Origin of the sequence: Phytohabitans rumicis, assembly GCF_011764445.1 — a bacterium.
GTDB lineage: Bacteria > Actinomycetota > Actinomycetes > Mycobacteriales > Micromonosporaceae > Phytohabitans > Phytohabitans rumicis.
The window spans coordinates 1,693,808-1,719,198 of the sequence record NZ_BLPG01000001.1 but is presented as its reverse complement, the minus strand read 5'-3'; the positions used below and the strand labels follow the sequence as shown (position 1 = coordinate 1,719,198).

Sequence of the window (25,391 nt, the reverse complement as noted above, 5' to 3'; positions counted from 1 at the left end):
TCGGTGGGTCGGTCATGCGGCGATCCCTTCGGTAGCAACGGATTCGTGGCGGAAGCCGTCCGCGATCGCGGCGCGGGTATCCCGGTCGCTCTGCCCGGCGGCCCGGCCGGCTTGGTAGAGCACGATGTAGGCGTCTGCCGGGGTGATCGCGTGCGCGGCGACCATCCGGGCGACGCCGCGGGCGACGCCGTAGAGCGTGGTGCGGCGCCGTCCCTCGGGTGCTCGGGTAAGCGCGTCGAGGTGGGCGGCCAGTAGTGCGTCGGGGGATGAGATGCCCCGCCCGCCCGTCGTCGGGGTCGGCCCGGCGGGCGGGGCGACGGCTGGCGGCGCCTCGGCGGGGCGGCAGGCGTCGATCAGCGGCGGGGGCATCTCAATCACTGGCCGGTCCCCCACCCACCGGTACGGCTGCCCGGTGGCCGGGTGGATCGACGGCGGCGCGACGACGTACCCACCGTCAGCCTTGATGTCGATCCCCGGATGCCCGTGCACCTTGCCGGCGAGCCTGCCGCCGGGGTGCTGGTAGTGCAGGTGCCAGCCGCCGGACCCGGTCCGCGCGCACCGGGTGGGCGGCATCAGCTCGGGCAGCACCGTGCCGCCGTTGCGCGGGTCGATGTCGATCACAACCCGCCCGGATGTGGTGCCGGTGCGGATGGCGAGCATGCCGCCCGGGACTGCGGCATGCATAGCGCCGATGCGGTCCGGGTCCGTGGTTGCGGCGTAGAACCCGTGACAGGTCAGACACTGGCATGCCTCGGGGTCGTGGGCCGGGTCGTCTTCGACCTTCGGGCAGGCGGGGCAGTTGGCGACCGGACGTTTGGTGCGACCGAGCCAGAACACCGGCATGCCCTCGCGGGCCATTGCGAGCGCGGCTGGTAGCAGCTCTGCCCCTGCATCGTGCCCGCTGGCGCCCTGGTTGGGCCTAAGGCACGTCGGGTGGGTATCGCAGCCGATGGCGGGGTCGACGGGCCAGCCGCAGCCGCGTGTACACATCTGCCAGCCGGGCCGTAGCGCCCGAACCGCGGCGGCGACCTCGGTTGACCGTTGGTCATGCCGGTGCCGAATCGTAGGGATCTTGGCCTCTTTGGCCAGCCTCGCGCAGCCGGTGGCACCGGGTGACCGGTCATGGATGAACGCCAGGCACAGTTCCGGCGCGGTGGCCACCATTACGGCGTTGCGGACGTGGCCAGCGTGCCGGCCGATCGACCAGTCAGCCGGCCACCGCTCGACCCGAACCCCGCGGCGACGGCACCAGGCATCCGCCATGGCGTCGGCGCCGCGCGGGCAGGCGCCGTGCACGATGGTCAACCGCCCGCCGTGCTGGTCGTGAAGCTCGTCGAGCGCCGTCGTGATGTCGTTCGGTCGTGGCCAGGTGCGGGAACCGGTGACCAGAACCCGGTACGAACGCGAGACGTCCGGGTCGGCGGCGGAGGTGGGCGGGTTCATGCCGCCGCCCTGCTTTGCTGGTCATCGGCGATGGTGGCCAGCGTCCCGGCCGCGTGCCGCAGCGTGCTGCGGATGGCCTCGGCGGCCCCGCCCGCGGTGTCGAGTGTGCGGATGACGCGTTGCCGCTGGCGGTAGGCGGAGCGTCCATCCTCGGGGTTGAGTAGCCAGGTCACCATGACCCGTTGCCGGATCGGCTCGGCCCACGAGGCTATGACGTCGCCGAGGTGGCCGGTGATGCCGGCCAGGGCGCGGACCAGCGCGGCGCCGTGGTCGGCGTCCACGGGCTGGCTCAGCGCCTCTACCGCTCGTAGCAGCGCGGGCTTGATGCTGCGGGCGGTATTGAGACCGGTGTCGGTGTATTCGGCCGGGCTGATGCTGTGCGGATTGACGCAGGTGAGCACGATCCCGACACCTCGGCGGGCCAGCGCGAGCCCCGCACAGCAGTCGTATTCGCCGCTGTGGTCGCGTTCGTCTTCGCAGGGGCAGTTGCCGTACAGCCAGTAGGCGCCGTGGTGGGTGGACAGGCTGCCGTGGTAGGTGACTGGCTCAAACTCGGCGATCATGTGGCGGCAACTGCGGGCCGCGCCATCCATGGCGGCGGCGAGGTACTCGGCATCGCGGGCGGCCTTGTCCATGTCACTGAGGAACGTGTTCCACCGGCGGTCGCGTCGGGTGCGGTCCCGTTCGTGCTCGCGCGGGCAGATCGCGTTATCCAGCGCCGGGATCGCCTCGGCGACCCCGGTGACCGCGGTAGCCAGGGCGGACAGGGCGGCCTGCCGACCGAGCGCGGTGCGGACGGCGCCCTGGTGCTGGTCGGCGGCCAGGGCGCTGAGCAGGTCTTTGACGGTAGCGGCGTTGAGTCGGGTCATGTCGCCTCGCTCCAGTCAGACGTGATCAAGAACGGGGGTGGTTACGCCGCGCGACGCGGCCGGCTGTGCTGGCCCTTCGGCGGCGGCACGAGACCGGCGGCGACGTCAGCGGCGTACTTGTCTTCGCCGTGGTCGGTGCACAGCAGTAGCTCGCCATCGGGTCCGATCCGTCGCCGCCGTGCGGTGCGGATGTCGATGGGGCCGCCGCCACGGCGGGCGTGAACCACGGCAACGCAGTGCATGCACTGCACACGCCCGACGGAGCGGTAGCTGTACCACTGGACTTTGACCACGGGCGGCGACGGGACCGCTGGCCGGTCGGGCTCACCGAACAGCGGCAGGGTCTCGAACGTGTTCACGAGGTTTCACCGCCCTTCTCAGCGCAGGTGGTAGACGGCGGTACCGAGGACGCCGGCCAGAGCGACGACGAGGCCGGCGACGGCGGCGCGGGGCAGGCCGGCGGATAGTTCCCACCGGTAGCGGCGGGCCAGCCACACCGCGGCGGCGAGGGTGCCGGCGAGGACCGCGAGCATGGTGAGCCGGGGCAGCCACCACGCCGCGGTGCGGACGGCGACCCAGCCGGCGACCGCGAGTGCGGCGAGGATCAGCAGGGTGGGCAGCACCCGCCGGATCAGCCAGCGGATCAGCTCGTACGCGGCGAACCAGGCCCAGAGCCGGCGGCCGAATTCGTAGGCGGCGCCGCGTCGGGCGAGGCGGAACCAATCCATGATCGGGTGTCACTTTCTGTAGATGGTCCGGGTGGCTTCACGGACTTCACTTCACGGACTTCACGGAGGCTTGCGCGCGCGCACGCGCACGCGTAGCCGCGGGTTCCGGGCGCTCGCGTGAAGTCCGTGAAGCGCGTGAAGCGCATGCAACACACGCCCGCACGCGTGACGGTGCGTGACGGGTGCGGGTGGGTGCGGGTGTGGGTTAGCCGTTGCCGATGCACTTGCGGCAGCCGCCGCCGTACCGGTGGAAGTACCGCGGCGAGCGCCAGTGGTGGCAGTGCGGGCAGAGCATCTTGACGATGCGGGCGCCGGGCCGGGCGCCGGGCCGCCACGCGGCGACCCGGCGGACCCGGCTGGTGATGGTGGGCGTGCGCATGCGGCAGCCCTCCTTTCGGGCCACAGGGTTTCGGAAGGTGTGAGCGGCGCGCGAGCTTAGGCGGCCGGGGCGAGCGCTGGGCTCGGGCTACCCTCGCTCGGGAGGATCTCGTAGACGCCGCGATCGTCGGACCGGCGCAGCAATGGCTGCGGTCCTTGGCAGAACTCGCCGAGGATCTTCGTCAGGGTGGGCGGCTTGAGTCCTTCGTCGCCGACCTTGTCCACGATCGGGGCGAAGTTGGACGGCCGCACCTGCCGCACACCCTGGTCGTAGGCGGACAGGATCGCGGTGCGGACCAGCCGCCGGATCTCCACAGGGCTGTACTGCCGGCCGTCCTCCGGGTCGAGGCCGAGCGGGATCCGCTCCCGCGCGGGGACGGTGATGGGCTCGTACGGGTCCGCGTCGGGCAGGCAGTCCGGGTCGACCGGCGGCGGCGCCAACTCGGGGTCCTTGTCGACGTCCGGGTCGTCCGCCTCGTCATCGTCCGTCCGCTGCGGCATCGCCGCGCGGGGCATCGGGGCAGCCGGCGCCGCGACCGGGATGGTCTGGCCGGCACGGGCCAGGTGAGCGACCAACTCGGTGATGACCGCTTCGCGGTCGGGGCGGTAGGTGCGGCCGGGTAGGGACCAGTCGTCCGGGTCGGTGCCGGGCAGCTCGGCGTACAGGGCGCCGGGCTTGCGGTTCTTCCACCCCGGGTCGGCACCGGCCTCGATGGTCTCCTCCGAGAGCACGCGGGCGCCCTCGCCCACGTCGCGTACGCCCATGCAGATCACACCGCCGACCGTGGTCCGCACACTGGTCGGCATCCGGTCGCCGGTCGCGCGCTGGATGCCCAGCAGGACGAACTCGCCGACCGAGCGCACCGACTCGGCCAACTCGACGAGGGTGTCTTCGGACTCGACGAACTTGCTGGCCTCGTCCACGATCACGACCCGGAACGGCGGGCACCGGCGGCACCCGGCGGTCCACTGCTCATGCCCGTGCCCGCCGATCTGCCCGGCCCGTATGGCCACGTCCGGGATCAGGCCGTCGAGGTAGCGTTCGCCCTCGTCGGCGCGGTGGATGAACACGTGCATCGAGTCCCGGAACGCCGCGGGTAGTTGCAGCCCCTTGCGGCCGTCGATGTAGACGACCTCCGCGTCCGCGCGGGAACGGGCCTCGGCGGCGAGCATGAGTTGCAGCTCGGTCTTACCGGACCCGGACTGCCCGAGCAGCAGCATTACCCCGATCGGGTTCTGGCCGGCGGCCGGGTTACCGGGCAGCAGCAGCGGGATCGGTGAGCCGGTCTGGTAGACCGCCAGCCGGATCGGTAGGCCGATCGTGCCGCCGGGGGCGGACAGGCCGGGCCAGGCCGGCGGGTGTTCGAGCATGTCCACCGGGGACACCTCCATCCGCCCCACCCGGGGCGTGTTCCGGTTACGGACCATCCGCACCCCACCCGGCGGCACGTCCAGCGCCGAGGCGATCGCGGTGCGAACTTCGGCTTTGGCCAGGTTGTTGAAGTCGGCGCCGGGCACCATCTCCGTGTGCGTCACGATCCGCCCGTCGACGACCTTCGGCCGGCCGGTCTGGCCGATGTCCTGCAACTCCTTGACCCGTTCGCCGAGCTCGCCGAACACGTTCGCGCGGGCGTCGGCGCCGTCCCCACGTAGGAGCTTGGTGGTGGCGAGCAGGATCGATGCGGTGACCATCACCAGCAGGTAGACCAGCACCGAATCGCGGGACCAGCCGCGGAAGGTGAGCACAAACAAGCCCACACAGGAGCCGGTGGCCATCAACAGCGACGCCACCCGCAGTTCCATCTTGCGGGCGCGGCCGACACCCCAGGTGGTCCACACGATCGCCGCGGAGCAGCCGAGCACGAGCGCGGCCCGCCACGCGACCTCCCACACGGTGGGGTCGGCGTAGGCGCCCCACATCAGCGACAGCACCCCGGACAGGATCAGATTGGTCACGGCGGCGATCGGTGGGATCACGTACGGCCACGGGCTGTGCGCCACTTCGCGGTAGGCGCCTCGGGCCACGTCGCCGCCGCGGATACCGCGGCTTTGCCGGGGCATCAGGCAGCCCTCCGACCGCTGTCGCGGGAGCGGACGGTGAACTCCCCGGCGCCGGGCTTCTCGTCGTCCAGCGCGATCAGGAACGCCTCGAACCGGTTGCGGCACACCCGCGCGTACGCGGCGACCGCCAACATCTCGTCGGCGGCGCGCACGAGGGGCGGGCGACCTGGCGGCCCCAGAACTTTGCCCGGATCCGGGACAGGCCGTTGCGGCGGCCGTACCGCTCGATCTTTACCCGGATCAGCCCGGCCAACTCGTCGATCTCGTCGTGTCCGGCGAGCCCAACGGCACGGATGCCCTCTAGCAGGTTCAGCAGGTCTTCGTCGTTACGGATGTCAGCGTCAGGGATCAGACGGCGAGCCATCAATGTCCTCTCGAAGTCAGCCCATGGGCGCCGGATCCAGGGTTGGATCCGGCGCGTTGAGCAGGGAATCGGGCGGGGATGTTTCGCGGGGACACGCCGGCCACAGCGCGACGGGTCCCCGCGTAGGGGTGTCAGCGTTCGCAGTAGAGCTGCCCGGTCTTGGTGGTCCGGACGATGACCGCGTTGATCCACACTTCGGCGTCGCCGGGCAGTATCAGCTTGGCGCTACCGGTCCACGACTGGCGGGCGTTGCCGAGGTCAACGGTGTCGTCGTCGGTCAGGGCGTAGAGCGTGCCCTCGCGGTGCAGCTCGGCCAGATCCTCGAACAGGATCATGCCGAGTAGGTAGGTCAGGGTCAGGCCGTGACTGGTCTGGCCGAGCGCGCGCAGCACGCGGTGCGGGTCGTTCGCGTAGTAGCTCTCGCCGGCCTTGGACAGATGCAGGTACATGTTCCGGCGGTGCGTCTTGATCAACCCCGGGGTGAGGTCGATCTCTTCACCGTTGAGCCTGGCGTGGATCAGGCCACGCTCGGCCAGGTCGCTGACCGCTTCGGGGCTGGCGTCCTGCGACTTCAACATGTGGTTCAGTCGCGCTCGGGCGCCGCACAGGGAGATCAGGCGTCCCAGAATGCGCCACTGCTCAGGCTCCAACGTCTTCATCAGGCTGCGCTCTCCGATCGATTCAATAGCGCGTTCGGTCACGGCCGTCCGAACGGCCGACAGCAGGCGTTCCCGAAGGTGAATGTCTTGCCGGATCTTGTGCAGTTCGGCCACCGGTGCGCGGGCGGCGGCCCGCCGGTCGTACCAGGCCCACGAATCGGCGATGAGACCACGCGTTGTGGACATCCACTCCTCGGCCACGTCGACCTCGATAAGCCCTCGGACGTAGCCCGCGATGAACCGCTCACCGAACGCGTGCGTCCTCTGGCGGCAGGTTTGGCAGATGTCCCGATCGGCCGGCAGGTCCCCGCCGAGGGCGAGCACCGGGGCCAGGCAGTACCGCGCATCCCGCCCGTCCCGGCCACCCGGAAAGAAGTTCTGGCACTGGCCGACGTGCGGCCCGCCCGGCGCACCGATCAACGCGGTCACCGCACCACCCGCCGCCCACTCGACGCGTCACTCATCAGAACGGCGGCTCGTCGCCGAACGAGCCGCCACCGGTGGCGGCCGAGGCGGCCGGCGTCGACCACGGGTCGTCACCCTGCCCGGCCGGCGAAGCGGCGGCGTTGTTGGCGCCAGTGCCGCGGGTCATCCGCTTCACCGCCACGGTCGCGTAGCGCAGCGACGGGCCGATCTCGTCGACCTCCAGCTCGAACACGGTGCGCTTTTCGCCCTCGCGGGTCTCGTACGAGCGCTGCCGCAACCGACCCTGCACGATCACGCGAGTACCGCGCTTGAGCGACTCGGCCACGTGCTCGGCCGCGTCGCGCCAGACGTTGCAGGTCAGGAACAGCGGTTCCCCATCGCGCCATTCACTCGACTGCTTGTCGAAGGTGCGCGGGGTCGAGGCCACCCGGAACTTGGCGACCGCGGCACCGGACGGGGTGAAACGCAGCTCGGGGTCGTCGGTCAGGTTCCCCACGACCGTCATCACAGGTTCGTTAGCCACTGTGGACAATCCCCCTTTCAAGGGGTCGGAACAGGTGCGGGCGCAGCCGGCAGCCACGCCCGCACACGGGCGGAACAGAATCGACTGACTAGGCGTCCCTTGTGGACACGCGGGCGACGGCGCCGATACCGGTACGTTGCGCCGGTGGGCGTCCCTCCCGCGCTACCGCGGCGGCGATGACGCGGACACACGAGCCGCAGCGGGCGGTGTTACCGCAGGTACAGGTCTGCGCCGGGGTACGGTTGGCCATCGGATCGAATCCCCTTTCGGGTTCGTGATGGTGGACCGGCGGCGCGGCACGGTTTCTCAGGCCATGGGCCGCGCCACCGGGCAGGGCTACTCGTTGCTGCCGGGCACGTTGCGTACCGCGGCGGCGTGGTCGTACGGCCGCTCGGGCAGACCGAGGCGACCGGACCATGCGTGGATCCGATCGGGGCCGGTCTCGCTGACCCATGCCAGCGGGTCACCACAGACAGCGCAGCGACCGGGCTGGGCGGGATACATCGGCGCGACCAGGACAGGGGTTGCAGCGGTGCCGTCAGACATACGGGCCTCCTTCGGGGTTATGCGGCGACCGCCAGGGCGGCGAGCGCGGCGGCGAGCAAGACAGCGACGGCGGCAAGGCGGATCCCAGCGCGCTGCCAACCAGCGGCGAGGGTCCACCAACCCCAGGTGAACACCCAGGGACGGCGGCGGATCCTGGCACCGCGGCGCCAGAACGTCGCGTCCGAGTAGCGGCGCCCGTCCATCGGCTGGCCAAGCAGGAACCGCCAGACCAGACGGCCCCGCTGCGGCGGGCGCGGCGGGTACGCGATCGGCGGCGGGCCATCACGCGACCGCCGCGTCACGCCGCTCAGACAGCTCCACCACGCGGCCCGCCCGGGTCTTGTCAGACTCGACGGCGGTCGACACGCTGTCGACAGCCTGTCGACGGTGCCGCCTGACCGTCGCCTCCGACAGACCGAGCCGCGCGGCGATCGTGGCGTCACTGGCCCTCGGGCTACGCGCGATCGCTTTCGCGACCCGATCAGCCGCACTCGGCTGACGCTTCCCTGTGGCCCGAGCCGGCTTGACCGCTTCCGCGGCCTGCTCAATCAGCCGCGCGGCCTGAGCTTCGGCCTCGCCGAGCCGGGCACGCAGTTCCTCGTTCTCCCGTACCAGCGCAGCCGATGATTCAACCGCCCGTGCCGTCTCCGCCTCCGCCGCCTGGCGGCCCTGCCGAAGGTTCGCGACCTGCGCGGCGAGGTCGTTCAGGCGGGCGTCGGCGGCGGCGCGGCGTTGCCCCTCCGCGTCGGCCCGCGCCAACGCCGTAGCGGTCTCGGCCTCCGCCGCGGCGCGGCGGTCGTGCTCGGCGTTCAGCGCCTCAACCGCGGTAGCGACCTCGGCCGACAGCCGGTCGGCTTCCGCCCTGGCTGTGTGTGTGGCGGCTCGCGCGGCGGCCTCGGCCTCGCGCGCCTGCTCGATCTGTGCGATGAGGTCGGCGTCGGTGTTGACCAGCCGGGTCGGGTGCAAATCGGTCCCGATGAGCAACGTCAGGGCGTCGTAGTCCGCGCTCGCCGCGAGGCGGGCGGCGACCTCGTCCATGCTGTAGGTCGCGCACGCGATGTCCGCGGTCAGCGGGTCGACCACGGCGCGGATCTTGCGATGCAGCACCTTGGCGATCGCGGCCTGCCGCCGCTCCGCCCGGACCTGCGTACGGGCCGCGTCAAGCGACGCGTACAGGCCGAGGTCGGGGTTGGACTTGGCAAGGCTCTTGGCCCGCAGGGTCAGCGCCGGGTGCCGCAGCCAGTGGCCGAGCAGCTCGTACGCGGGTGTGGTCGGTGGCAGGTCGCCGGTCGCGCGGAGCCGGTCCCGGCGCTGGTTCTCGGTGTGCATCAGCCACACCAGGTAACCCAGCGCGGACATGCCGGCGAAGAATGCGGCCATCAACGGGTTGCTGTGGCTGACCAGGTTGAACGCGACCGCGCCGGCCGCGATGAGCGCTGACAGCAGCCGGGAAGCGGTAGCACGTTCGCCGAGCCGGCGACGTACGTCCGCGTTGGACAACACGACGATGCCGCCCAACTCCAACGCGGCGACCGCGGGGATCGCGAACCCGATCGGGATGCCGAGCGCCTCGTGTGCGCCCAACACCTGACCGGTCAGCGCCACCAGCAGCACCACGACGTAGAAGACTTGCCGGACAACGGATGTATGCCGGGCCGCGCGGGTCAGGTCCGCGTCGACACCGGCCGCGTACGGGTTACGGGTCATCTCAGGTACTACCTCCAGTCACTGCCGGGACATCGAGCCGGCTGGTCACCTTTGCCGCGCAGGTGGCCATGACGTCGGCCGGGTCACAGCCGAGGGAATCGATCGCTACGAGAGCGGCGAATGCGACGTCGGCCAGCTCTTTGGCCACGTCGCCGTAGGTGTGGGTGACGCCCTTGCGAGGGTTTCGCCCCGTCGCGCCGATCCACGCGGCGGCGACCTCGCCCGCTTCCTCGGTGACCTTGAGAATTTGGGCCATGAGTTCGGCGTCGCCGCCGCCGTTGTGCTCATCCAGCCAATTCGCCGCGGCGTGCACCGCCGCGTAGACGTCGGCGGTCATGACAGCCGCAGTTCACTGGCGTCCCGGAAACAGGCCGGGAATAGCGGTTCGCCGTCCGGGTCGTCCGGGTCCGGCTCGGCCAGCTCGGGCAGGCCATCCACGACGAGGTGCCACTCATCCGGCCCGCACTGCCCCAACACGTGACCGGCCACCCAAGGCCAGTCACCGCGGGCAGTGCCGTCCGGCGTGCTCGGCAACGGGAATCGGACCAGCACGGCGGCCTCGTCGGGGAACCGCCCATCGTTGTCCGCGTAGAGGCTCATCAGGCGGCCGGGCGCAGGTCGGCTGCCGGTCGGGTCGCTCGGGTCGCGGTACGGGTCAACCGGGCAGCACTGCGGCGCGTACGGCGCCAATCCAGCTCGGTCGGGCCGCCACCGTCCGCGGCGGACAGCGCGCGGATCTCCGCGTCCAACTCGGCCAACTCGGCCTCGATCTGCGGCCACTCGACCTCAATCGCAGCCAGGTCGCCGGGCGAGGGTTCGGCGTCGTCAAAGTCGATCAACATCGGTCGGGAAGTCCTTCCGGATCAGGCGGCCCGAGCCGACCGGCGGCGCGTGACGCGCCGCGATCCGGGTCGGCAGGCCGGGCAATGGGTCTCATCCGGCGCCAGCGCAGCAAGGCCGGTACAACCGGTGCACTCGCGCCAGCAGGCGCCCTGACGTGCGGAAACTCGAAGCAACTCAGCGAAAGCAGCCATGGCGATGCACCGCCTAAACATCGAAGGGAGCGCGGGGCACGACGCGCAAGGCGCCGTGTCCCCGCAAAGCAGCAAAACGGCCCGTGAACAGGGCAGACATCTCGCGACCCTCGGTTGGGCGGGGCGGGCGGACAAGTCTTGCGGCCGGACAGGTCAAACAGCCGACACCCGCGCGCCACCCCTAGATCGCACGCATCGGGACCAATCGGGGAGACGGATCTCCCTGTGTCCCGGTCCACTATGGAGTTTTCACGTGATCCGGCAGCCGTAGGCGCAGCAGAGCCGCCTTCCCGGAGATCCACTTGATCACGTAAGACGTAAGACGTCTTGTCGATAGACGGTAGCGGGCACGCAGGGAACACGCAAGACGTCTTACGTGTTTCCTTGTGAGGTGATCATGTTGTCGGACGCGTAGGGTGACTCGTAAGACGTCGTACCAGGAGGGAAGTGGCCTGAGTTGGCCATGGTTGAGACACCGAAGTCGCAGTACGCTCAAATCGCGGATGAGCTGCGAGCACGCATCGATGGCGAGACCTACGCGCCGGGAAGCCCGTTGCCGAGCGAAGCTCGCTTGGCCGACGAGTTCGGCGTCTCTCGCGTCACGATCAATAAGGCGATCACGCTGCTGCGGGCGTCCGGCGACGTCAAGGTGCGACGCGGGGCGGACACCCGCGTACGGAGCCTGCCGCGCATCCCACGTGACGCCAAGCGGCGCTACGCGGCCAGGCAAGAGGGCACGGGCGCGGGTGAGGTCGAAGCACGCAAGCTAAGCCTTGAGTCCACGACGACATACCGCGAGATCGCGCGGGTGCCCGTGCTTGCCGGGGCGGGGTCGCTAAGGCGCTCCGGCTGCGCAAGGGCGAAGACGCGCTCGTGCGGCGTCGCGTGCTCTACGCCAACGGCGAGCCGACGCAGATCGCGGACTCGTACTACCCGTGGTCAATCGTCAGGGGCGACAAGGCGCTCATGCGTCCGGAGGTGGGCAAGGGCGGCTCGTACTCACGCCTCGCCGAACTTGGGTACGGTCCGGTCCGCTTCACCGAGGACGTCACCGTGCGCGTGCCTGACGATGCCGAGCAGCGAGCCCTCGAACTCGAAGCCACGCAGCCTGTTTTCGAGATCTGGCACGTCGCGTACGCGGCCGACGACGTACCGGTGGAAGTATGCATACACGTGATGCCTGGCCATCTCTGGACGCTCAAGTACGACTGGGACGACGTCTCGGCGCAGGACGGACCGTGATGGAGGTTCGCTTCGCCACCGAAGCGGCGCCGGGGCGGCCGGTCAACGAAGACGCTGCCCTTGCGGTCGGCTCGCTTGTGGCGGTGTTCGATGGCGTCACCCAACCAGACGGGCTCGACACCGGCTGCCCGCACGGCCCGGCGTGGTACGTGCAGCGCCTTGCCGCGCGACTGGTCGAGGCGTACCTAGCGCGGCCCGTCGAGTCGCTGCCGCACTTGCTCGCTAGCGCGATCGAGTCGGTTCGGGCCGATCACGGCGGCGGTTGCGATCTCAGCCATCCCGGCACACCCGCGGCGAGCGTCGCGGTGCTACGCGATGCCGGCGACCGCGTCGAGTACCTGCTGCTCTCGGACACCGTCGTTGTGCTCGATCGTGACGGTGCGTTGGACGTGGTCGCCGATGGGCGGTTTGAGCAGACCATCGCACAAGTCCGCCGAGCGGCACTCGTGCCCGGCGCGATCGGCACCGACGACCACGCTGCGCGTACCCGGTGGTCGATCGAACAGAAGTGGCGGCACACCAACCAGCCAGGCGGGTACTGGATCGCTGCGGCCGACCCGCAGGCCGCGCTCGAAGCCGTCACCGGAAACGCAGTTGTTCGCCGGGCGGCCCTCCTAACGGACGGCGCCTGGTGCGCTGTCGAACCGTTCGGTCTCTTCGACTGGCCGGGCGCACTGGACGTGCTCACACAGCGCGGCCCTGCGGAGTTGATCCGGCGGGTGCGGGCGGCCGAGTTTGCCGATCTCGACGGTGCGGCACAGCCTCGGTACAAACGCCACGACGACGCGACGGCCGCAATCTGCATCTTCGACTGGGAGGTCCAATGAACCAGAACACCCGGCACTCAGTCAGCGTCGCAGCCGTGGTCACCGACGACGAGGGCCGCGTGCTGGTCGTGCAACGCCGCGACAACGGCGAGTGGCAGATCCCGGGCGGCGTGCTCGAACTCCACGAGTCGATCCATGCTGGCCTGCGGCGCGAGGTCCAAGAGGAAACCGGCCTGCTAGTGGAGCAGCAACGGCTAACCGGTGTGTACAAGAACCTTCGCCTTGGCGTCGTGGCGCTCGTCTTCCGCGCTCACGTGATCGGGGGAGCGGCAGGGCCAACCGAGGAGAGCGCCGCTGTCGGATGGTGGACCGCTGACGAGGTAACCACGCGCATGGGAGAGACCTTCGCGGCACGCGTGCTCGACGCGTTGGATGCGGCCGAGGTTGCCGTAAGGCTTCACGATGGCGTCCGGCTACTGACAGAGGACCTGTCCCCGGTGCCGCCGGACATGCCCTGACTTGCGCAAACGCTAGATCAATCCGGGGGCACCTTGATCACGGGGTGTCCCCGGATGGGTCCTGACCTGCGAAACGTCAAGGGCGGCGGCCCGCGATCTAGGGCCAGGGGATCTGAAGAAGCTCAACCGCAGCGGCAGTGCCAGCGGCCTTCGCGAGACTGTCGCGCACTGTCGCGCCGATGGTCTTCAGAATGGGCCACCGAGGCGCCGGCTTCTCCAGCTCGTGGCTCATCATGGCCAGGTCCGCCTCAGCTTCAGATCGCGTGTCCTGATCCATGGCCTCGTGGACAAGGAGCTTCCGGGCGGCTGCGACGAACGCCTCGGCGCTCTCTCGCTGGTTGATCTCGAAGTGTCCCGTCTGGCTTGAGCCAGGACTGCCCTGTTGCAACTGCGAACCGATCACAGAGCCCTGGATGTTAGTGATGTTGACGAGGGGCACGAAGTGCTCGGTCCGTTCGGTGGGCGCGGAGTGGGCCTGCTCCATCTCGCGGATACCCTCGTGGGTCAGCTGGACTGACGGCAACCCGCCCATGGTCCAGTGAGCCTTGATCAGGTATTCGCCCTCCAAGTACCTGACCACGTCCCTGATGTCGGCCTCAGTCGGCGGCTCTCCGGCCCATCCATCCGGCACCTTGAATCCGGCGGGACGCCCCAGCTCATCCTGGCTACCTCCCGTGGTCTCGAACAGCCAGTTCATGAAAGCGGTCCGGAGCTTGCGCTTGGCATTGATGTCCATTGGTCTCCTGACGATTTGGGGAGGGATGTGACCGTCTGTCCTTTGGCACAGACGACCAACACCCGATCATATGTTCGACGTGTGCCGCGAGCAGGTAGCGACACACGCTGACCTCTGACCAGCGGAAACCGTGAGACGAAAGGGGGCGGGTGGGATGGGCACACATCCCCCGCAAGATGTGTCCCTGGTGTCCCTGAACATGCCTTGATCTGCGCAGACGCTTGATCAATCCGGGGGCACCTTCATCGCAGGTGTCCCCGATACGCCCTGATCTGCGGAAACGCCCCAGGGCGAAGCTGAAACAGGAGGGGCCGAACCCGCGCACTCTATGTTTCAGCCTGCATATGACCGGCCCGGATCCTTGCGCAAGATCAACAGCCGTACTTTGAATGAGCGTGGGAAACGGCCCACCTCGGGCGCGGCGCCCGCAGGTCAGGGGCGGGTACACGGTTGGGCTGTAAGTCCGCCTACCAACGACTGTCGGATACGCGTCGTTACCCGAGACACGCCTGAATGCGGTTAGGCAGCATGACCTCCGTGGCTTGGGGAGTGGCTGTCTCCGGCGGCGACTGTCGTTGGCGCGTTGGCAGGAGCCAGCGTTTGGTGTGGTGGGAATTCTGGTGGGGGCGCGCACGGCCCGCCGTGGTCAGGAATTGCAGCAGGAGGGGCGTCCGGATTCGCCCGGCCCACCGTAAAAAGCCGTGGCGCGGTACACGATCTCAAGCCATCTGAGCCCGGCAGCGGGAGGGTGCCTGTGCGGCCATTCAAGCGACTTGTCGGATGGTGGATGTCCTTTAGTCTCCTGTTAAGGAGGGTCGCCTTGGCGCTGTGGGCGAGCGGCACACTCTTGGCGGCGTCGGGTGTTGTTGGCGACCGGCGGGAGTGGTGGACGGAACAGCCCTTCCTCACAAATCTCGTCTCGTCAATAACTGGAGCATGCTTCGGAATCCCAATCGCGTTGTTGGTCCTTCAGGCCCTGTCTGCTGCCCATGCAGAGAGGCTTGAGATGCGAAGCACGGCGCGCCTCGCTTTACGAACAGTCAAGAACATGTGCCGATCCTCGCGGCGGTTGTTGCCCAACGGTGAATCGGAAGGTGCGGGGCACATAAAAACAGCGTTGTCCGAGTTACGATCAATTTCAATAATCGAGCCGCTTAGGTACAAGGGAATCGCTGATATCCGCACGCTGGAGCAGGCGATGATGAGGATCGTGACCTGCTTTCCCGAGAAGGGAGACCTGACCGTCTCGGTGCACGAGCTTCAACGTACCTGGGACTTTTTGGTCAGCGATATTCGATACCGTCTTGCCGAATTGGATTTGCCCTGGCTACCAGCGAAGACCGTCGCCGATATGGATGCATTGCTAAATACCATCACTATCGGTGATTTCGCTTGGCTGGTAGAGCTTCAGGGTGAGGGGAACATCAGTAGCTACTTCAAGGGAGTAAAGGAAAGCCGTGTTCTTGAAATAGACCCCCACGCATGGGAGGTTCTGCGCGAGATCGAGGGCCACTTCGAGCAAGTGGGTCGCTGTTGCGGTGCGGCTGAAATGCACGTGGCTAACGTCCAAATGCTGGTGAAGATGTGCGACGCCATCGAAGATGCCATAGGGGAGGCATTGGCCGGATACTTGTCGGCTCATTCCGGCATTTAGTAGCGTAGTCAGATGCCCATTTGATGGTTGGCGTGCCGCATCTGTGCAAGATGCGCCGAGACGGTATCGGGGGAGCGGCGAGGACTTTCGAGTTCACGAACGAATCCTGTCGACGCCGACTGAACGGCGCGGGAAACCGCGCTCGTACGGACCTGTAGCCAGCTGCGGGTACCTGGGACATGCCGAGCTGCGCCCGCGGGGACCACGGGGGACCACACGCTGTGCGCGATGCTGAACGTCGAGCGTTCGACTATACGTGAGGAATGCTCATGAACGCTACTTGAGCTGCGAAAACGACTAACCCAACGTCCTGGGGGTCAAGGGGTCGTCGGTTCAAATCCGGCCGTCCCGACGCAGCTCAGAGGGCATAATCCATTGATGGATATGCCCTCTTGTTGTTCCTGTGTGACTAACTGGGTGACTAAGCATTCTCCCCAGCCCCGAAGATGTCATCCATGGCGACGGCGCCGGTCAGGAGCACCGGACGGAGCTGGTGGCGGTACACGCGCTCAGTGACGGTCGTGCCGCTGTGGCCGCAGAGATCGGCAATGTCTTCAATCTTGACGCCGTTGTCCGACAGGAGCGAGACGAAGCTGTGCCGCAGCTCACGCGGGGTCCATTCCCGGGCGTTGAGGCCGGCCGCCTTGGCGACGCGGCGGAAGGCGCGTAAGACGTTGTGCCGGTCAAGCTCGGTGCCTTTCGAGGTGGCGAACACGAGTTGGTCGCCGACCGGTTCGCGGTGACGCTTGTGGTGATCCTTGAGTGCGACGACGCACCGCAGGGGAGCGCGAGGGTGCGACGTGACTTCCTGGTCTTGGTGTCGCCGTGCTCGCGGACCGAGCGCCACACCATGATCGATGGCGGTACGGGCGGATCGTCGTCCGGTTTGCCGTCCAGGTCGACGTGTGCCCAGCGAAGCGCGCGGAGCTCCTCGGTGCGTGCTCCGGTCAGGAGCGAGACGACGACATAGGCACGCATCATGCCGGTCTCGTTCTCGGCCGCGACGAGGAGCGCCTTGGCTTGGTCCAGGTTGAGGGACTTCGACTCCCGGCCGGCGATGCCTTGGGGGATCTCGCATAGCGCGACGACGTTTCGCTTGACCTTGTCGCGGGCCATGGCGCGGGTGATCGCGCGGTTGAGGATCGAGTGCAGCAGGCGCAGTGTTCGCGTGCTGAGCGACTTCTTCTTGGCGGCAAGCCACTTGTCGACGTCGGTAGCGGTTAGGTCGCGAAGCTTCCGGGCGCCGAGCGCGGGATGATGTGCCCCTCGGCGAGGTTGGTGTAGTTGTCGATGGTGCCCGTGGACTTGCCGCTGAGCCCGTATGTCAGCCAGTCGGTGACGGCGTCGGCGACGGTATATCCACTGTGGGCGATCAGGAGTCCGTCTTCGTACTCCCGGATCTTCTGTCGGAGCTTGTTGTGAGCTTCGGTCTTGGTCTTGCCGCTCGCCTTGCGAACGATGCGCTTGCCGGCCGGGCTGTAGCCGACGGTGACTGAGGCGATCCAGCGTTGCCGCTGCTCGTCCCAGTGCAGGCCGCCGTCTCCCCGGCTGCGGCGTTTGGTCATCAGGCAGCTCCTTCCAGGGTTTCGGTTTCGAGCAGGGTGACGTACTCGGTGATGGCGGTGGCGGGTACGAGTCGGGTGCGTCCGCGTGTGACGGTGCGGAGCCGACCGGCCCGGATCTCTTGGTAGATCACCGATCGGGACAGGCTGAGCAGCCGCATGGCTTCCGGAATGCGGTAGAGAGCCTTGGTGTGGGTGAGCGTGATCACCTCCTGTGTGGACGGTGCGGGCATAACGTGGAGCCTCCTTTCGGGTCGAGGATCAGGCGACCGCCAGCAGGGCGCCGGCGATGGTGGAGCCGATTTCGTGGGCGAGTTCTTCGCGGGCGGCTTGGTGTCGGGCGCGTGCCATGGCGGCGGAGGTGTTGGCCAGGAGGGCGTCGCCGGTGGTGTGCCAGCCGGATCCGGCGTAGGTGAGCATGCCGACGGTCAGCGTGGTTTCCTCGCTGAGATGGTCGGCGAGGCGGATGACGCCGTCGGCCTGGTCCTCGTGGTGTTCCTGTTCGCGGCGGAAGGTGATGCGTGTGTCGCGCAGGAGTTGGAAGGTGACCGAGTAGCGGCGTGCCTTGGTGAGGAAGTGGCCGCCGAAGCCGAGCATGTGTGCCCATCGGCGTAGCCCTACCCAGATGGTACGGCCCTGGGTGTTCGGGGTTTTGGTGTCAAGGCTGGCTTGACGCTCGGCGGCGCAGTGTGGGCAGGCGGCATATCGGGTGTGGGTGCCGCAGACGCGGCAGGTCCAGGGGCGTAGAAGCCGGGCTTGGGTCGCTGTAGTGGGGGCCGGTCGGCGAGGCGGATGACGTCGGCGGTGTGGTCCTCGTGGTGCTCCTGCTCGTCTGTCTGGCCGTCGTCGCTATCGTTGTCGTCATCCGCCTCGCGGGTGCTGGTGGGTCCACCGAGGCGCCAGCAGGCGTCGATGAGGCGGGCGGTGTGGTCGCCGTCGGGGTCGGCGTGGTGGCCGACGGTGTCGGCGTCGAGGCGGGTGGAGGTGTGGCCGGTGGCCTCGGTGGATTTGGTGGCGTACTTGGCGAGGTAGCCGGCGACCATGCCGTCGGTGACCTCTCCGCGTCCGGTGAGGCTGATGTGCCGCACGTCGACCTGTTCGCCCCAGGTGATGGGCCAACCGCCGGGCATGTCGGGGTGCTCGGGTGTGTGGAACGCGACCTGTTCCACGGCGTGCCGGATGGCGTCTTCGAGGTCCACTGTGGTGATTCCGGCCGGTGGGGGTACGACGGCGGTGGGGTCGGCCGGGTTGACGCCGTCGAGGCGTAGCAGGGCGTGGAAGTGGACGGCGCCGCGTGCCTGGAATTCGGCGGCCTTGCCGTGTGAGATGCGGACCGGTGGGAGACGGCGAATCTTGCCGGTGCTGGTGACGATCGGAACGGTGCGGATGCCGCGCGTTTTGGCGAGCCGGGCGAGGAACCTTTCCGCGGCTTGCTTGGTGCGTCGCCACAGCTCGCCCGCCATGAGGTTCCAGACGACCTGGTGGTCGTACTGGTAGCAGTCGAGGCACAGCGGCTGTCCAAGGACGGCGTCGGTGGGTTCGTGGCGGGCCCAACACACGGCCGGCCGGTGGTGTTCGCAGAGGCCGGTGTCGCGGCGGGCGTGGCAGGGTTCGGGCCGGCAGTCGCAGCGTCGCCGGTTGGTGCACGTGTGCTTGCGGACGGTGCGGGCGTGCACGGTGCCGAAGCCGGGCGCGGTGAGGGTGGCGAACACGGCCGGGTGCCGGGAGACGGTGTCCGGGACGCCTTTGCCACCGACCAGACCGGCCCGCAGGAGTTGGTAGGCGTCGGCCTGGTAGGTGCCGGCGCAGCCTGGGCAGACGCGGGCACGGCGGTTGCCGCATGCCTTGTAGATCGCGGCGTCGGGCATACCAACGGTGTGCGCCCGGGACAGCCGCTCACCCGTTGCGCCGTCGATGGTGTCGATGGCACCGACCAAGCGGATGGGTCGGGTGCAGCCGGCAGCCGCCCGGACATGAGTGAGCCAGGCGGGGTAGTCGGTGGTGCCGGCGCGTTGCAGGGCGGAGCCGGCGGCGGTGTAGGTGTGGATGGGTGCCGTTTCGTCGTAGGCCGTCGCACCCCGGCCCGGGTGGGGTCGGGGTGCGGGGGTCAGCGTCGAAGCGGTCACGCAGCGACCTCGGTGTGGAGGTGGGTGCTGGTGACGGTGTGTTCGGTGACGATGATCCGGCAGGCGCCGCATTGCCGCTGGCGCGGTTCGTGGCGTCCGCAAGGGATCTGCACGGTGGTGTTGCCGCAGCGGATGGTGACTGGTGTGCGGCAGGGGCCGCCGTCGAGGATGGCCAGCACGGTGCGGCGGGTGTCGATGACGTGCGGGTCGGGGTCGGCTGGGCAGGTGTGGGTGGTGTGGTGGACGGCGATGACGTGGATGGTCATGACCGATCACCGCCGATGGGCGGGTACTGGTTCCAGGTTTCGCCCAGGAGGGTGCGGCCGGCGCGGGTTTTGCCGTAGCGGGCCATGTAGACGGCACCAGGGGGTGCCGGCTGGTCGGGGGTTATCTGGTGGCGGGTGCCGTCCGGGGCGAGTACGGCGCGGCCGGTGCCGCGTCCGGGGATGCCGCGGTCGGGTGCGACGGGTGCCCAGGTGCCCCATTGCTTGAAGAAGAACGGAATCCGGGCGCCGACGCATTGGTTGCGCAGGTTGATGGCCCAGGCGGGATGCATAGGTCGGGCGGCCGGACCGGACTCGCCGCCGACAACCACCCAGTCGATGCCGCCGTCGACGTATGCGTCCTTGTCGGTTCGGTTGAGGTCGACCGGGCCGAGTAGTGGTTCGCAGGACAGCCAGCGGACGGCGGCCGGGGTGTCGAGCAGGGCGGGCACGCGTAGGTCGGCGCGTTTCTGGTCCTCGACGGAGACGCCGAGCCAGACGTGGGGTAGCGGCCATGGCGGCGTCCAGATGTTGCCGTGCGGGCTTGGTGTGGCGGTCCAGCCGTCGCCCATGCCTTTGGTGCGAACGCCGGACCCGATCATTTCGGAGGCGGCCTCGGCGACCTGGTTGAGGAAGTCGGGGCGGGACAGTAGTGAGCGCATGCGGCCGTGCCGTTTGGTCAACAGTTGGTAGGTGTGCTGCCGTGCCAGGGCCATGGCGGCGAAGACCTCGGCGATGAAGTGGTCCGGTACGCGTTCGTGGAACAGGTCGCTCATGGAGTTGACGAACACGCGTCGGGGCCGGCGCCAGCGAAGCGGGTCGCGTAGGCGTTCTGGGCGCAGGGTGAGCGTGAAGCCGTTGGGGAAGGCGGGGGTGCCGGCGAACCGGGTGGCGATGGCGTCGGCGTAGCAGTGGTCGCAGCCGGCGGACACGGGGGTGCAGCCGGTGACCGGGTTCCAGGTGGTGTCGGTCCACTCGATGCCGGTGCTGGTGTTGGTCATGGGTGTCCTCCTGGGGATGGATGGGGTGCGGGGTGGGAAGCCCACACCGGTGTGGGTGGGCTTCCCGTACTCGCGTATAGGTGTTAGTGATCGGCCGGGAGACGGGCGCCGTTGACCCGGGCCGGCAGCGCCGGCATGTTCGGGGTGGCGGGTTCGCCAAGCTCGGTGAGGAGCTGGCCGGCGATGTCCGGACTGATGCTCAGTCGGGCGCCGAGCTCGGCGGCCGTGATGGGCTGGCCGGTGGTCTGCCGATGGTTGACCATCGCGTACCGGGCGGTCGGCAGCAGATGCATCGGGACGTCCGGCGTGAACGCCGACACTGGGGTAGCAGCCGGTACGAGTGCCGGTTCCGGTTCAGTAGCGACCGTGCTGGCGTGCGGAGCGTCCTCAGTGGAGTTGGCCTCGTGGACAGTCGTGGCGTCCGATGTGGAGGTCTTGACCGGGGCGAGGACGAGTTTGACGAGGGCCATGAAGGCCAGGGCGGGTACGGCGGACAGCAGCCAGCCGGAGGGGCCGACTTCGCCGACCGCGACGCCGAGTTGCGCGGCGAGGGACAGGCCGGCAGCGAGGACCAGCAACGCCATGGGGTAGAGGATCGGTCCGCCGGTTCGCTTGCGGCGCCGGATGGTGAGCAGGGCGGCGATGGGGACGAGTTCGGAGATGACGGCGTTGGCCCAGCCGAACCAGGCGCCAGTACCGGTTGGTGAGTTGTCGAGGGTCCAGTCTTTGACGTGGGTGAACGAGGCCGCTCCGGCGGCGGTGCCGACGGCGATGACGATGAGGACCAGGACCACGCCCTCGAACCGCTGCGCGCGGCCGGGGTGGTTAGTGGTGGTGGAGGACATGGAGGTTCACCTCCGGTGGGGTGTGCATGTTGATGAGGTCGACCACGCCGGAGCAGGTGGGGCAGAAGACCGGGGCCAGGTGTTGGCGGATGAGGTTTTCGACCAGGCAGCCCAGGCAGGCGTAGTCGGCGGGGAACAGGCCGTAGCCCCGGCAGCCGTTGCACTGTGCGAAGCAGTAGGGGCAGGGGATGTAGACGGGGCCGAGGAGGGGTGGATGCCGGCGGGGGTGTTGCCCTCGAAGCACCAGTGGCAGTTGGGCATGTCGGGGGTGGTCATCAGTTGACCTCCGGGTTGCAGTCGAGGCATTCACCGGAACGGCGGGGGATGTAGTAGCCCTTCACCTGTTCGCAGGTGGGACAGGTACGCCGGGCGATTAGCGCTTTGGCGACGGCGGCGAGCTGTGCCGGGGTGGCGACGCGCTTGGGCTTGGCCAGGTCCCGCCGGTAGAGGTAGGCGTGGCGGGTGTTTTTCTTGTGCCGCCACAGGATTTGCGCGATGACCGGCTGACCAGCAGGGCGTAGGCCGGCGGCGCGAAGCTGGCGGCGGGTGACCAGGCCGTCGGGTGCGCAGTGGTAGGGGAAGGTGGGGAACCCGAACCGTTTGCCGTCCGGGTCGTAGAACTCCAGGAAGAAACCCTTGTAGTCGACCAGGAAGTCCAGGTCCCGGTTCCGCAGCATCACGCCGGCCATGACGGTCATGGGCGGTCACCGCCCGGTGTCGCCGGCTGGGTGTCGAACTGGTCGACCAGACGCCGGATCTCGGTCAGTGCCTTCACTGCGCTGATGGGCGGCAGGTTGGGGAAGCAGGGGTCAACCTGGGTCAGGTCGAGCCAGCCTCGGATGCTGCCGATGAGGCGGGCGTAGTTGCAGGCCCGCTCGAACGTCGCGTCATAGAGGCCGGCGTGAGCGTCGTGGGTCATGGTTTGTCACCGCCCCAGCGCTGTTGGGCGGCTTGGCGGGTGATGCCGAGTCGGGCGCCGATTTCTGTCCAGGAGTAGCCGTGTTGGCGTAGGCCGTTGACGGCGTTGGTGATGGTGGTGTCGAGGAGGGTGGACAGGGCTACGAGGTCGGTGAGTGCTTCGACGTCGCCGGCGGCGACGCGGCGGCCGTGAGCCTTGATGATGCGCTTGGCGAAGGCGGCGAATTCGTCGTTTTCCACGACCATCCGCCGACGCGGCCCGGACGTCCGGGCGGTCAAGGTGGGCTTGACGGTGTTCATGCGTTCTCACCGCCCGGCAGGGTTAGGACCGGGAGCGGTGCGTGGGTGCGCTCGTATTCGTCGGCAGCGCCGAGGAGCGCGGCGTGGACTTGGGGTAGGGGCGGCCGGGTTCGTCGTTCCAGTCGCCGACCGTGGGGCCTTCCCAGTCCTCCTGGTCGTCGGTGGGTCCGGGCTTGGCGCCGGTCATGGTGAGGTAGTCGGAGAAGAAGTTCGACGCACGCTGGTAGTCGCGCCACTCGGCGCGGTGGTTGTGCTCCATAGCGTCGGCCGGGATGCGCTGGCCGAACGCGGCCATTCCGATCCCGCCTTGGATGCACGCCGCCGGGGTCGGGTTGGTCCGGTCGTCGGCGTAGAGGGAGCCCTGGTGCCAGCCGTGCCGCTGGAGGTAAAGAGCGGCGCCGCGCAGGATGACGGCCGGCGTCGCCTCGGTGACGTCGGCTGTGGCCGAGATATGTTCGACCGTGATGCCGAGAAGGCCGGCCAGGCGGGGCGGGCGGGGTCCGTTGACGTTGGTGGACTGTTTTTGCGTAGGCTTCATGGCAGCCACGTCCTTTCGGGATGCGGTGGAGGTCGACAGCGCCGGGTTTGCTTGCTAGGGCTTGGTCCGGTGCTGTCGGCCGGCTTGCTTTCGGGCAGTGAGTGGGCCGGCTATGCGGCCTTGTCCCAGTCGCCGCGAATACCGATCGGTTCGGTGAGTGCGGTGGGGCGGCGGATCCATTCGGCGTAGTCGACGATGTTGTAGATCTGTTCGTCGGTCAGGTAGGCCGTCTTGATGAGGCGGGGTAGGCCGCCTTCGGCGAGCAGCAGTGCGGCGCCCGGGTTGGTGGGTGGGATGTCGACGGCGTTGTAGCCCCGGTCGGCCCAGTCCTGGCCCAGGACAATGTCGGAGCTGTTGCGGCTGGTGCACCGGTATGCGGCGCGGTAGCCGAACTGGTCGCGCAGGCTGGCCGGGATGATGTCCCACGACGGGCGTTGGGTGGCGGCGACGACCGGCATGGCGCAGGCGCGGCCGAGGAAGACCAGACCCCTCAGTAGGGTGGCGAACTCTTCCTGTTGGGCCTTGGTGCCCAGCAGGGTGCAGTACACGGCGAGTTCGTCGATGATGGTGAGGATGACGGACAGGTCATCGGTGGGTAGGACCTTGCGGCGCCGTTGACCGAGTAGCCAGGTGTAGCGGTTGTTGGCGACGGTGAGCAGTCGACGCAGGACGGACAAGCCGTGGTCGATGTCTGGACCGACGAACGCGTCGGCGAGGTCGCGGTAGGCGCCGAGCTCGACGAGCTTGCCGTCGAACAGGGCCATGCGGGTGTTGGTGGCGAGGGTGGCGGTGCAGGCCACGTTGTTGAGCAGGCCGGACTTGCCGCCGCCGGACTCTCCGCCGGCGAGCAGGTTGTGGTAGACGATGTCGAGGTAGACCGGTTCGCCGAATTCATCGATGCCCGCGAACATGGGATCGAACATGGACAGTGACGGCCCAACCGGTACCCGGTCCCTGCCAAGGGGATCGGCGGTGATCATGGCGTTGGTGCTCCCTCGTAGAGGCGAGCCGGGGGTGCGAGAAACCCCAACAACACAGGGTTTCTCGCGCCCGGTCGAGAATGGACAGATAGAGGGTGACGTGACCTGTCGTCAGATCCAGTCGCTGATGTCCTCACCATCGGCGCGGGTGGCCGCAGCAGCGGCCGGTGCGGGGTGCGGCCGGGGTGAGGGCCGGGGCGCCGATGCGGTGGGGGTGTCGGCTGGCACGTCGGGCAGGTCCAGACCGCCGACGGTGGCGGTCGTTGCTGGCCTACGGGTGCGGGGGATGCCGAGGTCGTCCGGGTCGACCATGTCGACCAGCGGAGAGCCGACCGTGGCGGTCAGCACCTGACGGCGTTTGATGTCGACCCGCAGATAGGCGGCGTTGGTGGTAGAGGCGCGTTCGACGGTGACCGTGGACGCCCAGCAGGCGACGGCCATCTTGTCGAGCCGGGCTTCCAGGTCCTTGGCGGACAGCCCGGGGCGTAGGTAGATCCACACCCGTTCCCCCACGGGCGTCGGACGCGCCCAGAGGATCAGCGGGAGGGAACCGGAACGGTTGGCGATGATGAACTGTGCGAAGCACACCCGCAGCCGATGGCGGACGATGACGCACCACGCGACCGCGACGATGCGGCGGCGGATCGGGCCGACAGCTGCCGGGACGCCCAGCAGGACGGCGACCACGGCCAGGCGCACGACCAGGCTGGTGTGTGTCGCCAGGGCGACCCACCCGTACACGACGCCGATCGCGAGACTGATTTCGGTGGTCCACCACCAGATCACTCGCAGCACCGGCCAGATCAGCACGACCGCACCTACCAAGGCGCCGACAGCGGCGCCGAGGAACAGACCCAACAGCAGGCCCAGAACGGGGTGCATGTACGAGGAGGCGACCGTGATGGCCAGGACGGCCACGATCACAGCCGTGAGGATGAACGCCAGCTTGGCGTTCCGGACCGACGAACGATGCACCCGGTCTTCGATGACCGTCACCGTTGCGCCTTTGCCTCTGCCGCCGAACAGGCGACCAGGGTTAGACTTGGACAGCATTGAGTCCTCCCTTGGACTGGGATGGATGGGCGTGGGGTCGGCAGGTTTGCAAGCCAGTGCCGGCCCCTCGCCACGTCTGACAGAAAACTGCGCGATCACCGCTGGTGTGATCGGTGGACCGGGAACGTCGGAAGCCAGATCCGTTCCCGA

Annotated in this window: 31 protein-coding genes and 3 pseudogenes; 5 read left to right on the top strand and 29 right to left on the bottom strand. The window is 68.5% G+C overall.

The window, feature by feature from the left end; genetic code table 11:
- Positions 1-12: 12 nt before the first annotated feature.
- From Prum_RS54435 to Prum_RS07060, 15 genes are all read right to left on the bottom strand, one after another.
- Entirely contained in the window at positions 13-1,443 is a 1,431-nt protein-coding gene (locus tag Prum_RS54435) for a bifunctional DNA primase/polymerase (protein ID WP_218577130.1), read from the bottom strand.
- Positions 1,440-2,312 carry a hypothetical protein gene (locus Prum_RS07125; protein ID WP_173075015.1) on the bottom strand — a complete coding sequence of 291 codons (873 nt, stop codon included), beginning with the start codon at positions 2,310-2,312 and terminating at the stop codon, positions 1,440-1,442. The genes Prum_RS54435 and Prum_RS07125 overlap by 4 nt, the downstream gene beginning before the upstream one ends.
- A gap of 41 nt (positions 2,313-2,353) precedes the next feature.
- A complete protein-coding gene (locus Prum_RS07120; protein WP_173075013.1) occupies positions 2,354-2,671 on the bottom strand; it encodes a hypothetical protein in 318 nt (105 codons plus the stop codon).
- An 18-nt stretch (positions 2,672-2,689) separates the two neighbouring features.
- On the bottom strand, positions 2,690-3,040 hold the full coding sequence (locus Prum_RS07115) for a hypothetical protein (RefSeq protein ID WP_173075011.1): 351 nt from the start codon (positions 3,038-3,040) through the stop codon (positions 2,690-2,692).
- 205 nt (positions 3,041-3,245) lie between these two features.
- Complete coding sequence (locus Prum_RS07110; RefSeq protein WP_173075009.1) at positions 3,246-3,419, bottom strand: hypothetical protein; 174 nt, start codon at positions 3,417-3,419, stop codon at positions 3,246-3,248.
- 56 nt (positions 3,420-3,475) lie between these two features.
- Positions 3,476-5,479 carry an ATP-binding protein gene (locus Prum_RS07105; RefSeq protein WP_173075007.1) on the bottom strand — a complete coding sequence of 668 codons (2,004 nt, stop codon included), beginning with the start codon at positions 5,477-5,479 and terminating at the stop codon, positions 3,476-3,478.
- Positions 5,479-5,631, bottom strand: coding sequence for a hypothetical protein (locus tag Prum_RS51095; RefSeq protein ID WP_246277708.1), 153 nt, complete (start codon positions 5,629-5,631; stop codon positions 5,479-5,481). Before Prum_RS51095 ends, Prum_RS07105 begins: the two co-directional genes overlap by 1 nt.
- A gap of 343 nt (positions 5,632-5,974) precedes the next feature.
- The gene (locus Prum_RS07095) at positions 5,975-6,931 is read right to left on the bottom strand and encodes a hypothetical protein (RefSeq protein ID WP_173075005.1); all 957 of its coding nucleotides are present in this window, start codon (positions 6,929-6,931) and stop codon (positions 5,975-5,977) included.
- Positions 6,932-6,965: 34 nt separating this feature from the next.
- Positions 6,966-7,433, bottom strand: coding sequence for a single-stranded DNA-binding protein (locus tag Prum_RS07090; RefSeq protein ID WP_173075003.1), 468 nt, complete (start codon positions 7,431-7,433; stop codon positions 6,966-6,968).
- 354 nt (positions 7,434-7,787) lie between these two features.
- Positions 7,788-7,997, bottom strand: coding sequence for a hypothetical protein (locus Prum_RS07085; protein ID WP_173075001.1), 210 nt, complete (start codon positions 7,995-7,997; stop codon positions 7,788-7,790).
- A gap of 17 nt (positions 7,998-8,014) precedes the next feature.
- On the bottom strand, positions 8,015-8,299 hold the full coding sequence (locus Prum_RS07080) for a hypothetical protein (RefSeq protein WP_173074999.1): 285 nt from the start codon (positions 8,297-8,299) through the stop codon (positions 8,015-8,017).
- Complete coding sequence (locus Prum_RS07075; protein ID WP_173074997.1) at positions 8,280-9,704, bottom strand: hypothetical protein; 1,425 nt, start codon at positions 9,702-9,704, stop codon at positions 8,280-8,282. The genes Prum_RS07080 and Prum_RS07075 overlap by 20 nt, the downstream gene beginning before the upstream one ends.
- Before the next feature lies 1 nt (position 9,705).
- On the bottom strand, positions 9,706-10,041 hold the full coding sequence (locus Prum_RS07070) for a MazG-like family protein (RefSeq protein WP_173074995.1): 336 nt from the start codon (positions 10,039-10,041) through the stop codon (positions 9,706-9,708).
- Positions 10,038-10,304 carry a hypothetical protein gene (locus Prum_RS07065; RefSeq protein ID WP_173074993.1) on the bottom strand — a complete coding sequence of 89 codons (267 nt, stop codon included), beginning with the start codon at positions 10,302-10,304 and terminating at the stop codon, positions 10,038-10,040. The genes Prum_RS07070 and Prum_RS07065 overlap by 4 nt, the downstream gene beginning before the upstream one ends.
- Positions 10,304-10,546, bottom strand: a complete 243-nt coding sequence (locus Prum_RS07060) for a DUF6284 family protein (protein ID WP_173074991.1) — start codon at positions 10,544-10,546, stop codon at positions 10,304-10,306. The genes Prum_RS07065 and Prum_RS07060 overlap by 1 nt, the downstream gene beginning before the upstream one ends.
- Before the next feature lie 655 nt (positions 10,547-11,201).
- Between Prum_RS07060 and Prum_RS54980 the strand changes: the two are divergent.
- The 4 genes and pseudogenes from Prum_RS54980 to Prum_RS07045 all read left to right on the top strand — a co-directional run.
- Positions 11,202-11,402, top strand: a pseudogene (locus Prum_RS54980) (GntR family transcriptional regulator); the annotation flags it as partial.
- Positions 11,403-11,527: 125 nt separating this feature from the next.
- Entirely contained in the window at positions 11,528-11,980 is a 453-nt protein-coding gene (locus Prum_RS51090; protein ID WP_281369116.1) for a UTRA domain-containing protein, read from the top strand.
- Positions 11,980-12,807: a hypothetical protein gene (locus Prum_RS07050; protein WP_173074987.1), complete on the top strand. Its 828-nt coding sequence runs from the start codon at positions 11,980-11,982 to the stop codon at positions 12,805-12,807. The genes Prum_RS51090 and Prum_RS07050 overlap by 1 nt, the downstream gene beginning before the upstream one ends.
- The gene (locus tag Prum_RS07045; RefSeq protein WP_173074985.1) at positions 12,804-13,265 is read left to right on the top strand and encodes an NUDIX hydrolase; all 462 of its coding nucleotides are present in this window, start codon (positions 12,804-12,806) and stop codon (positions 13,263-13,265) included. Before Prum_RS07050 ends, Prum_RS07045 begins: the two co-directional genes overlap by 4 nt.
- A gap of 97 nt (positions 13,266-13,362) precedes the next feature.
- Here Prum_RS07045 and Prum_RS07040 read toward each other — a convergent pair whose 3' ends face one another.
- Complete coding sequence (locus tag Prum_RS07040) at positions 13,363-14,001, bottom strand: hypothetical protein (RefSeq protein ID WP_173074983.1); 639 nt, start codon at positions 13,999-14,001, stop codon at positions 13,363-13,365.
- Positions 14,002-14,821: 820 nt separating this feature from the next.
- Here Prum_RS07040 and Prum_RS07035 point away from each other — a divergent pair.
- A complete protein-coding gene (locus Prum_RS07035; protein ID WP_173074981.1) occupies positions 14,822-15,655 on the top strand; it encodes a hypothetical protein in 834 nt (277 codons plus the stop codon).
- A 421-nt stretch (positions 15,656-16,076) separates the two neighbouring features.
- On the opposite strand, the pseudogene Prum_RS07030 reads toward Prum_RS07035, so the two are convergent.
- From Prum_RS07030 to Prum_RS06970, 13 genes and pseudogenes are all read right to left on the bottom strand, one after another.
- Positions 16,077-17,220 (bottom strand): annotated as a pseudogene (locus Prum_RS07030) (tyrosine-type recombinase/integrase).
- Positions 17,220-17,426 (bottom strand): helix-turn-helix domain-containing protein, encoded by a 207-nt coding sequence (locus tag Prum_RS07025; protein WP_281368857.1) that lies wholly within the window; start codon positions 17,424-17,426, stop codon positions 17,220-17,222. The pseudogene Prum_RS07030 and the gene Prum_RS07025 overlap by 1 nt, the downstream one beginning before the upstream one ends.
- 52 nt (positions 17,427-17,478) lie before the next feature.
- Positions 17,479-19,328, bottom strand: a pseudogene (locus Prum_RS07020) (replication initiator).
- An 11-nt stretch (positions 19,329-19,339) separates the two neighbouring features.
- Positions 19,340-19,609, bottom strand: a complete 270-nt coding sequence (locus Prum_RS07015) for a hypothetical protein (protein ID WP_173074976.1) — start codon at positions 19,607-19,609, stop codon at positions 19,340-19,342.
- Entirely contained in the window at positions 19,606-20,607 is a 1,002-nt protein-coding gene (locus Prum_RS07010) for a DUF5131 family protein (protein WP_173074974.1), read from the bottom strand. The genes Prum_RS07015 and Prum_RS07010 overlap by 4 nt, the downstream gene beginning before the upstream one ends.
- 83 nt (positions 20,608-20,690) lie before the next feature.
- Positions 20,691-21,452 carry a hypothetical protein gene (locus tag Prum_RS07005; RefSeq protein ID WP_246277706.1) on the bottom strand — a complete coding sequence of 254 codons (762 nt, stop codon included), beginning with the start codon at positions 21,450-21,452 and terminating at the stop codon, positions 20,691-20,693.
- Complete coding sequence (locus Prum_RS07000; protein ID WP_173074972.1) at positions 21,433-21,696, bottom strand: hypothetical protein; 264 nt, start codon at positions 21,694-21,696, stop codon at positions 21,433-21,435. Before Prum_RS07000 ends, Prum_RS07005 begins: the two co-directional genes overlap by 20 nt.
- Before the next feature lie 31 nt (positions 21,697-21,727).
- Positions 21,728-22,129, bottom strand: coding sequence for an RRQRL motif-containing zinc-binding protein (locus Prum_RS06995; protein ID WP_173083475.1), 402 nt, complete (start codon positions 22,127-22,129; stop codon positions 21,728-21,730).
- A 17-nt stretch (positions 22,130-22,146) separates the two neighbouring features.
- Positions 22,147-22,371, bottom strand: coding sequence for a hypothetical protein (locus Prum_RS06990; RefSeq protein WP_173074970.1), 225 nt, complete (start codon positions 22,369-22,371; stop codon positions 22,147-22,149).
- The gene (locus tag Prum_RS06985; protein WP_173074968.1) at positions 22,368-22,670 is read right to left on the bottom strand and encodes a hypothetical protein; all 303 of its coding nucleotides are present in this window, start codon (positions 22,668-22,670) and stop codon (positions 22,368-22,370) included. The genes Prum_RS06990 and Prum_RS06985 overlap by 4 nt, the downstream gene beginning before the upstream one ends.
- A gap of 22 nt (positions 22,671-22,692) precedes the next feature.
- Positions 22,693-23,208, bottom strand: a complete 516-nt coding sequence (locus Prum_RS06980) for a DUF6197 family protein (protein WP_173074966.1) — start codon at positions 23,206-23,208, stop codon at positions 22,693-22,695.
- 110 nt (positions 23,209-23,318) lie between these two features.
- Positions 23,319-24,188, bottom strand: coding sequence for an FtsK/SpoIIIE domain-containing protein (locus Prum_RS06975; RefSeq protein ID WP_173074964.1), 870 nt, complete (start codon positions 24,186-24,188; stop codon positions 23,319-23,321).
- A 111-nt stretch (positions 24,189-24,299) separates the two neighbouring features.
- On the bottom strand, positions 24,300-25,184 hold the full coding sequence (locus tag Prum_RS06970; RefSeq protein WP_173074962.1) for a hypothetical protein: 885 nt from the start codon (positions 25,182-25,184) through the stop codon (positions 24,300-24,302).
- Positions 25,185-25,391 lie beyond the last annotated feature (207 nt).

Bases quoted from the DNA above. Each gene is read 5' to 3' on its own strand.
- Prum_RS54435 (WP_218577130.1), bottom strand. From the start codon at position 1,443: ATGAACCCGCCCACCTCCGCCGCCGACCCGGACGTCTCGCGTTCGTAC.
- Prum_RS07125 (WP_173075015.1), bottom strand. From the start codon at position 2,312: ATGACCCGACTCAACGCCGCTACCGTCAAAGACCTGCTCAGCGCCCTG.
- Prum_RS07115 (WP_173075011.1), bottom strand. From the start codon at position 3,040: ATGGATTGGTTCCGCCTCGCCCGACGCGGCGCCGCCTACGAATTCGGC.
- Prum_RS07110 (WP_173075009.1), bottom strand. From the start codon at position 3,419: ATGCGCACGCCCACCATCACCAGCCGGGTCCGCCGGGTCGCCGCGTGG.
- Prum_RS07105 (WP_173075007.1), bottom strand. From the start codon at position 5,479: ATGCCCCGGCAAAGCCGCGGTATCCGCGGCGGCGACGTGGCCCGAGGC.
- Prum_RS07090 (WP_173075003.1), bottom strand. From the start codon at position 7,433: ATGACGGTCGTGGGGAACCTGACCGACGACCCCGAGCTGCGTTTCACC.
- Prum_RS07085 (WP_173075001.1), bottom strand. From the start codon at position 7,997: ATGTCTGACGGCACCGCTGCAACCCCTGTCCTGGTCGCGCCGATGTAT.
- Prum_RS07075 (WP_173074997.1), bottom strand. From the start codon at position 9,704: ATGACCCGTAACCCGTACGCGGCCGGTGTCGACGCGGACCTGACCCGC.
- Prum_RS07070 (WP_173074995.1), bottom strand. From the start codon at position 10,041: ATGACCGCCGACGTCTACGCGGCGGTGCACGCCGCGGCGAATTGGCTG.
- Prum_RS07065 (WP_173074993.1), bottom strand. From the start codon at position 10,304: ATGAGCCTCTACGCGGACAACGATGGGCGGTTCCCCGACGAGGCCGCC.
- Prum_RS07060 (WP_173074991.1), bottom strand. From the start codon at position 10,546: ATGTTGATCGACTTTGACGACGCCGAACCCTCGCCCGGCGACCTGGCT.
- Prum_RS07050 (WP_173074987.1), top strand. From the start codon at position 11,980: ATGGAGGTTCGCTTCGCCACCGAAGCGGCGCCGGGGCGGCCGGTCAAC.
- Prum_RS07045 (WP_173074985.1), top strand. From the start codon at position 12,804: ATGAACCAGAACACCCGGCACTCAGTCAGCGTCGCAGCCGTGGTCACC.
- Prum_RS07040 (WP_173074983.1), bottom strand. From the start codon at position 14,001: ATGGACATCAATGCCAAGCGCAAGCTCCGGACCGCTTTCATGAACTGG.
- Prum_RS07015 (WP_173074976.1), bottom strand. From the start codon at position 19,609: ATGACCATCCACGTCATCGCCGTCCACCACACCACCCACACCTGCCCA.
- Prum_RS07010 (WP_173074974.1), bottom strand. From the start codon at position 20,607: ATGACCAACACCAGCACCGGCATCGAGTGGACCGACACCACCTGGAAC.
- Prum_RS07005 (WP_246277706.1), bottom strand. From the start codon at position 21,452: ATGTCCTCCACCACCACTAACCACCCCGGCCGCGCGCAGCGGTTCGAG.
- Prum_RS06995 (WP_173083475.1), bottom strand. From the start codon at position 22,129: ATGCTGCGGAACCGGGACCTGGACTTCCTGGTCGACTACAAGGGTTTC.
- Prum_RS06990 (WP_173074970.1), bottom strand. From the start codon at position 22,371: ATGACCCACGACGCTCACGCCGGCCTCTATGACGCGACGTTCGAGCGG.
- Prum_RS06985 (WP_173074968.1), bottom strand. From the start codon at position 22,670: ATGAACACCGTCAAGCCCACCTTGACCGCCCGGACGTCCGGGCCGCGT.
- Prum_RS06980 (WP_173074966.1), bottom strand. From the start codon at position 23,208: ATGAAGCCTACGCAAAAACAGTCCACCAACGTCAACGGACCCCGCCCG.
- Prum_RS06975 (WP_173074964.1), bottom strand. From the start codon at position 24,188: ATGATCACCGCCGATCCCCTTGGCAGGGACCGGGTACCGGTTGGGCCG.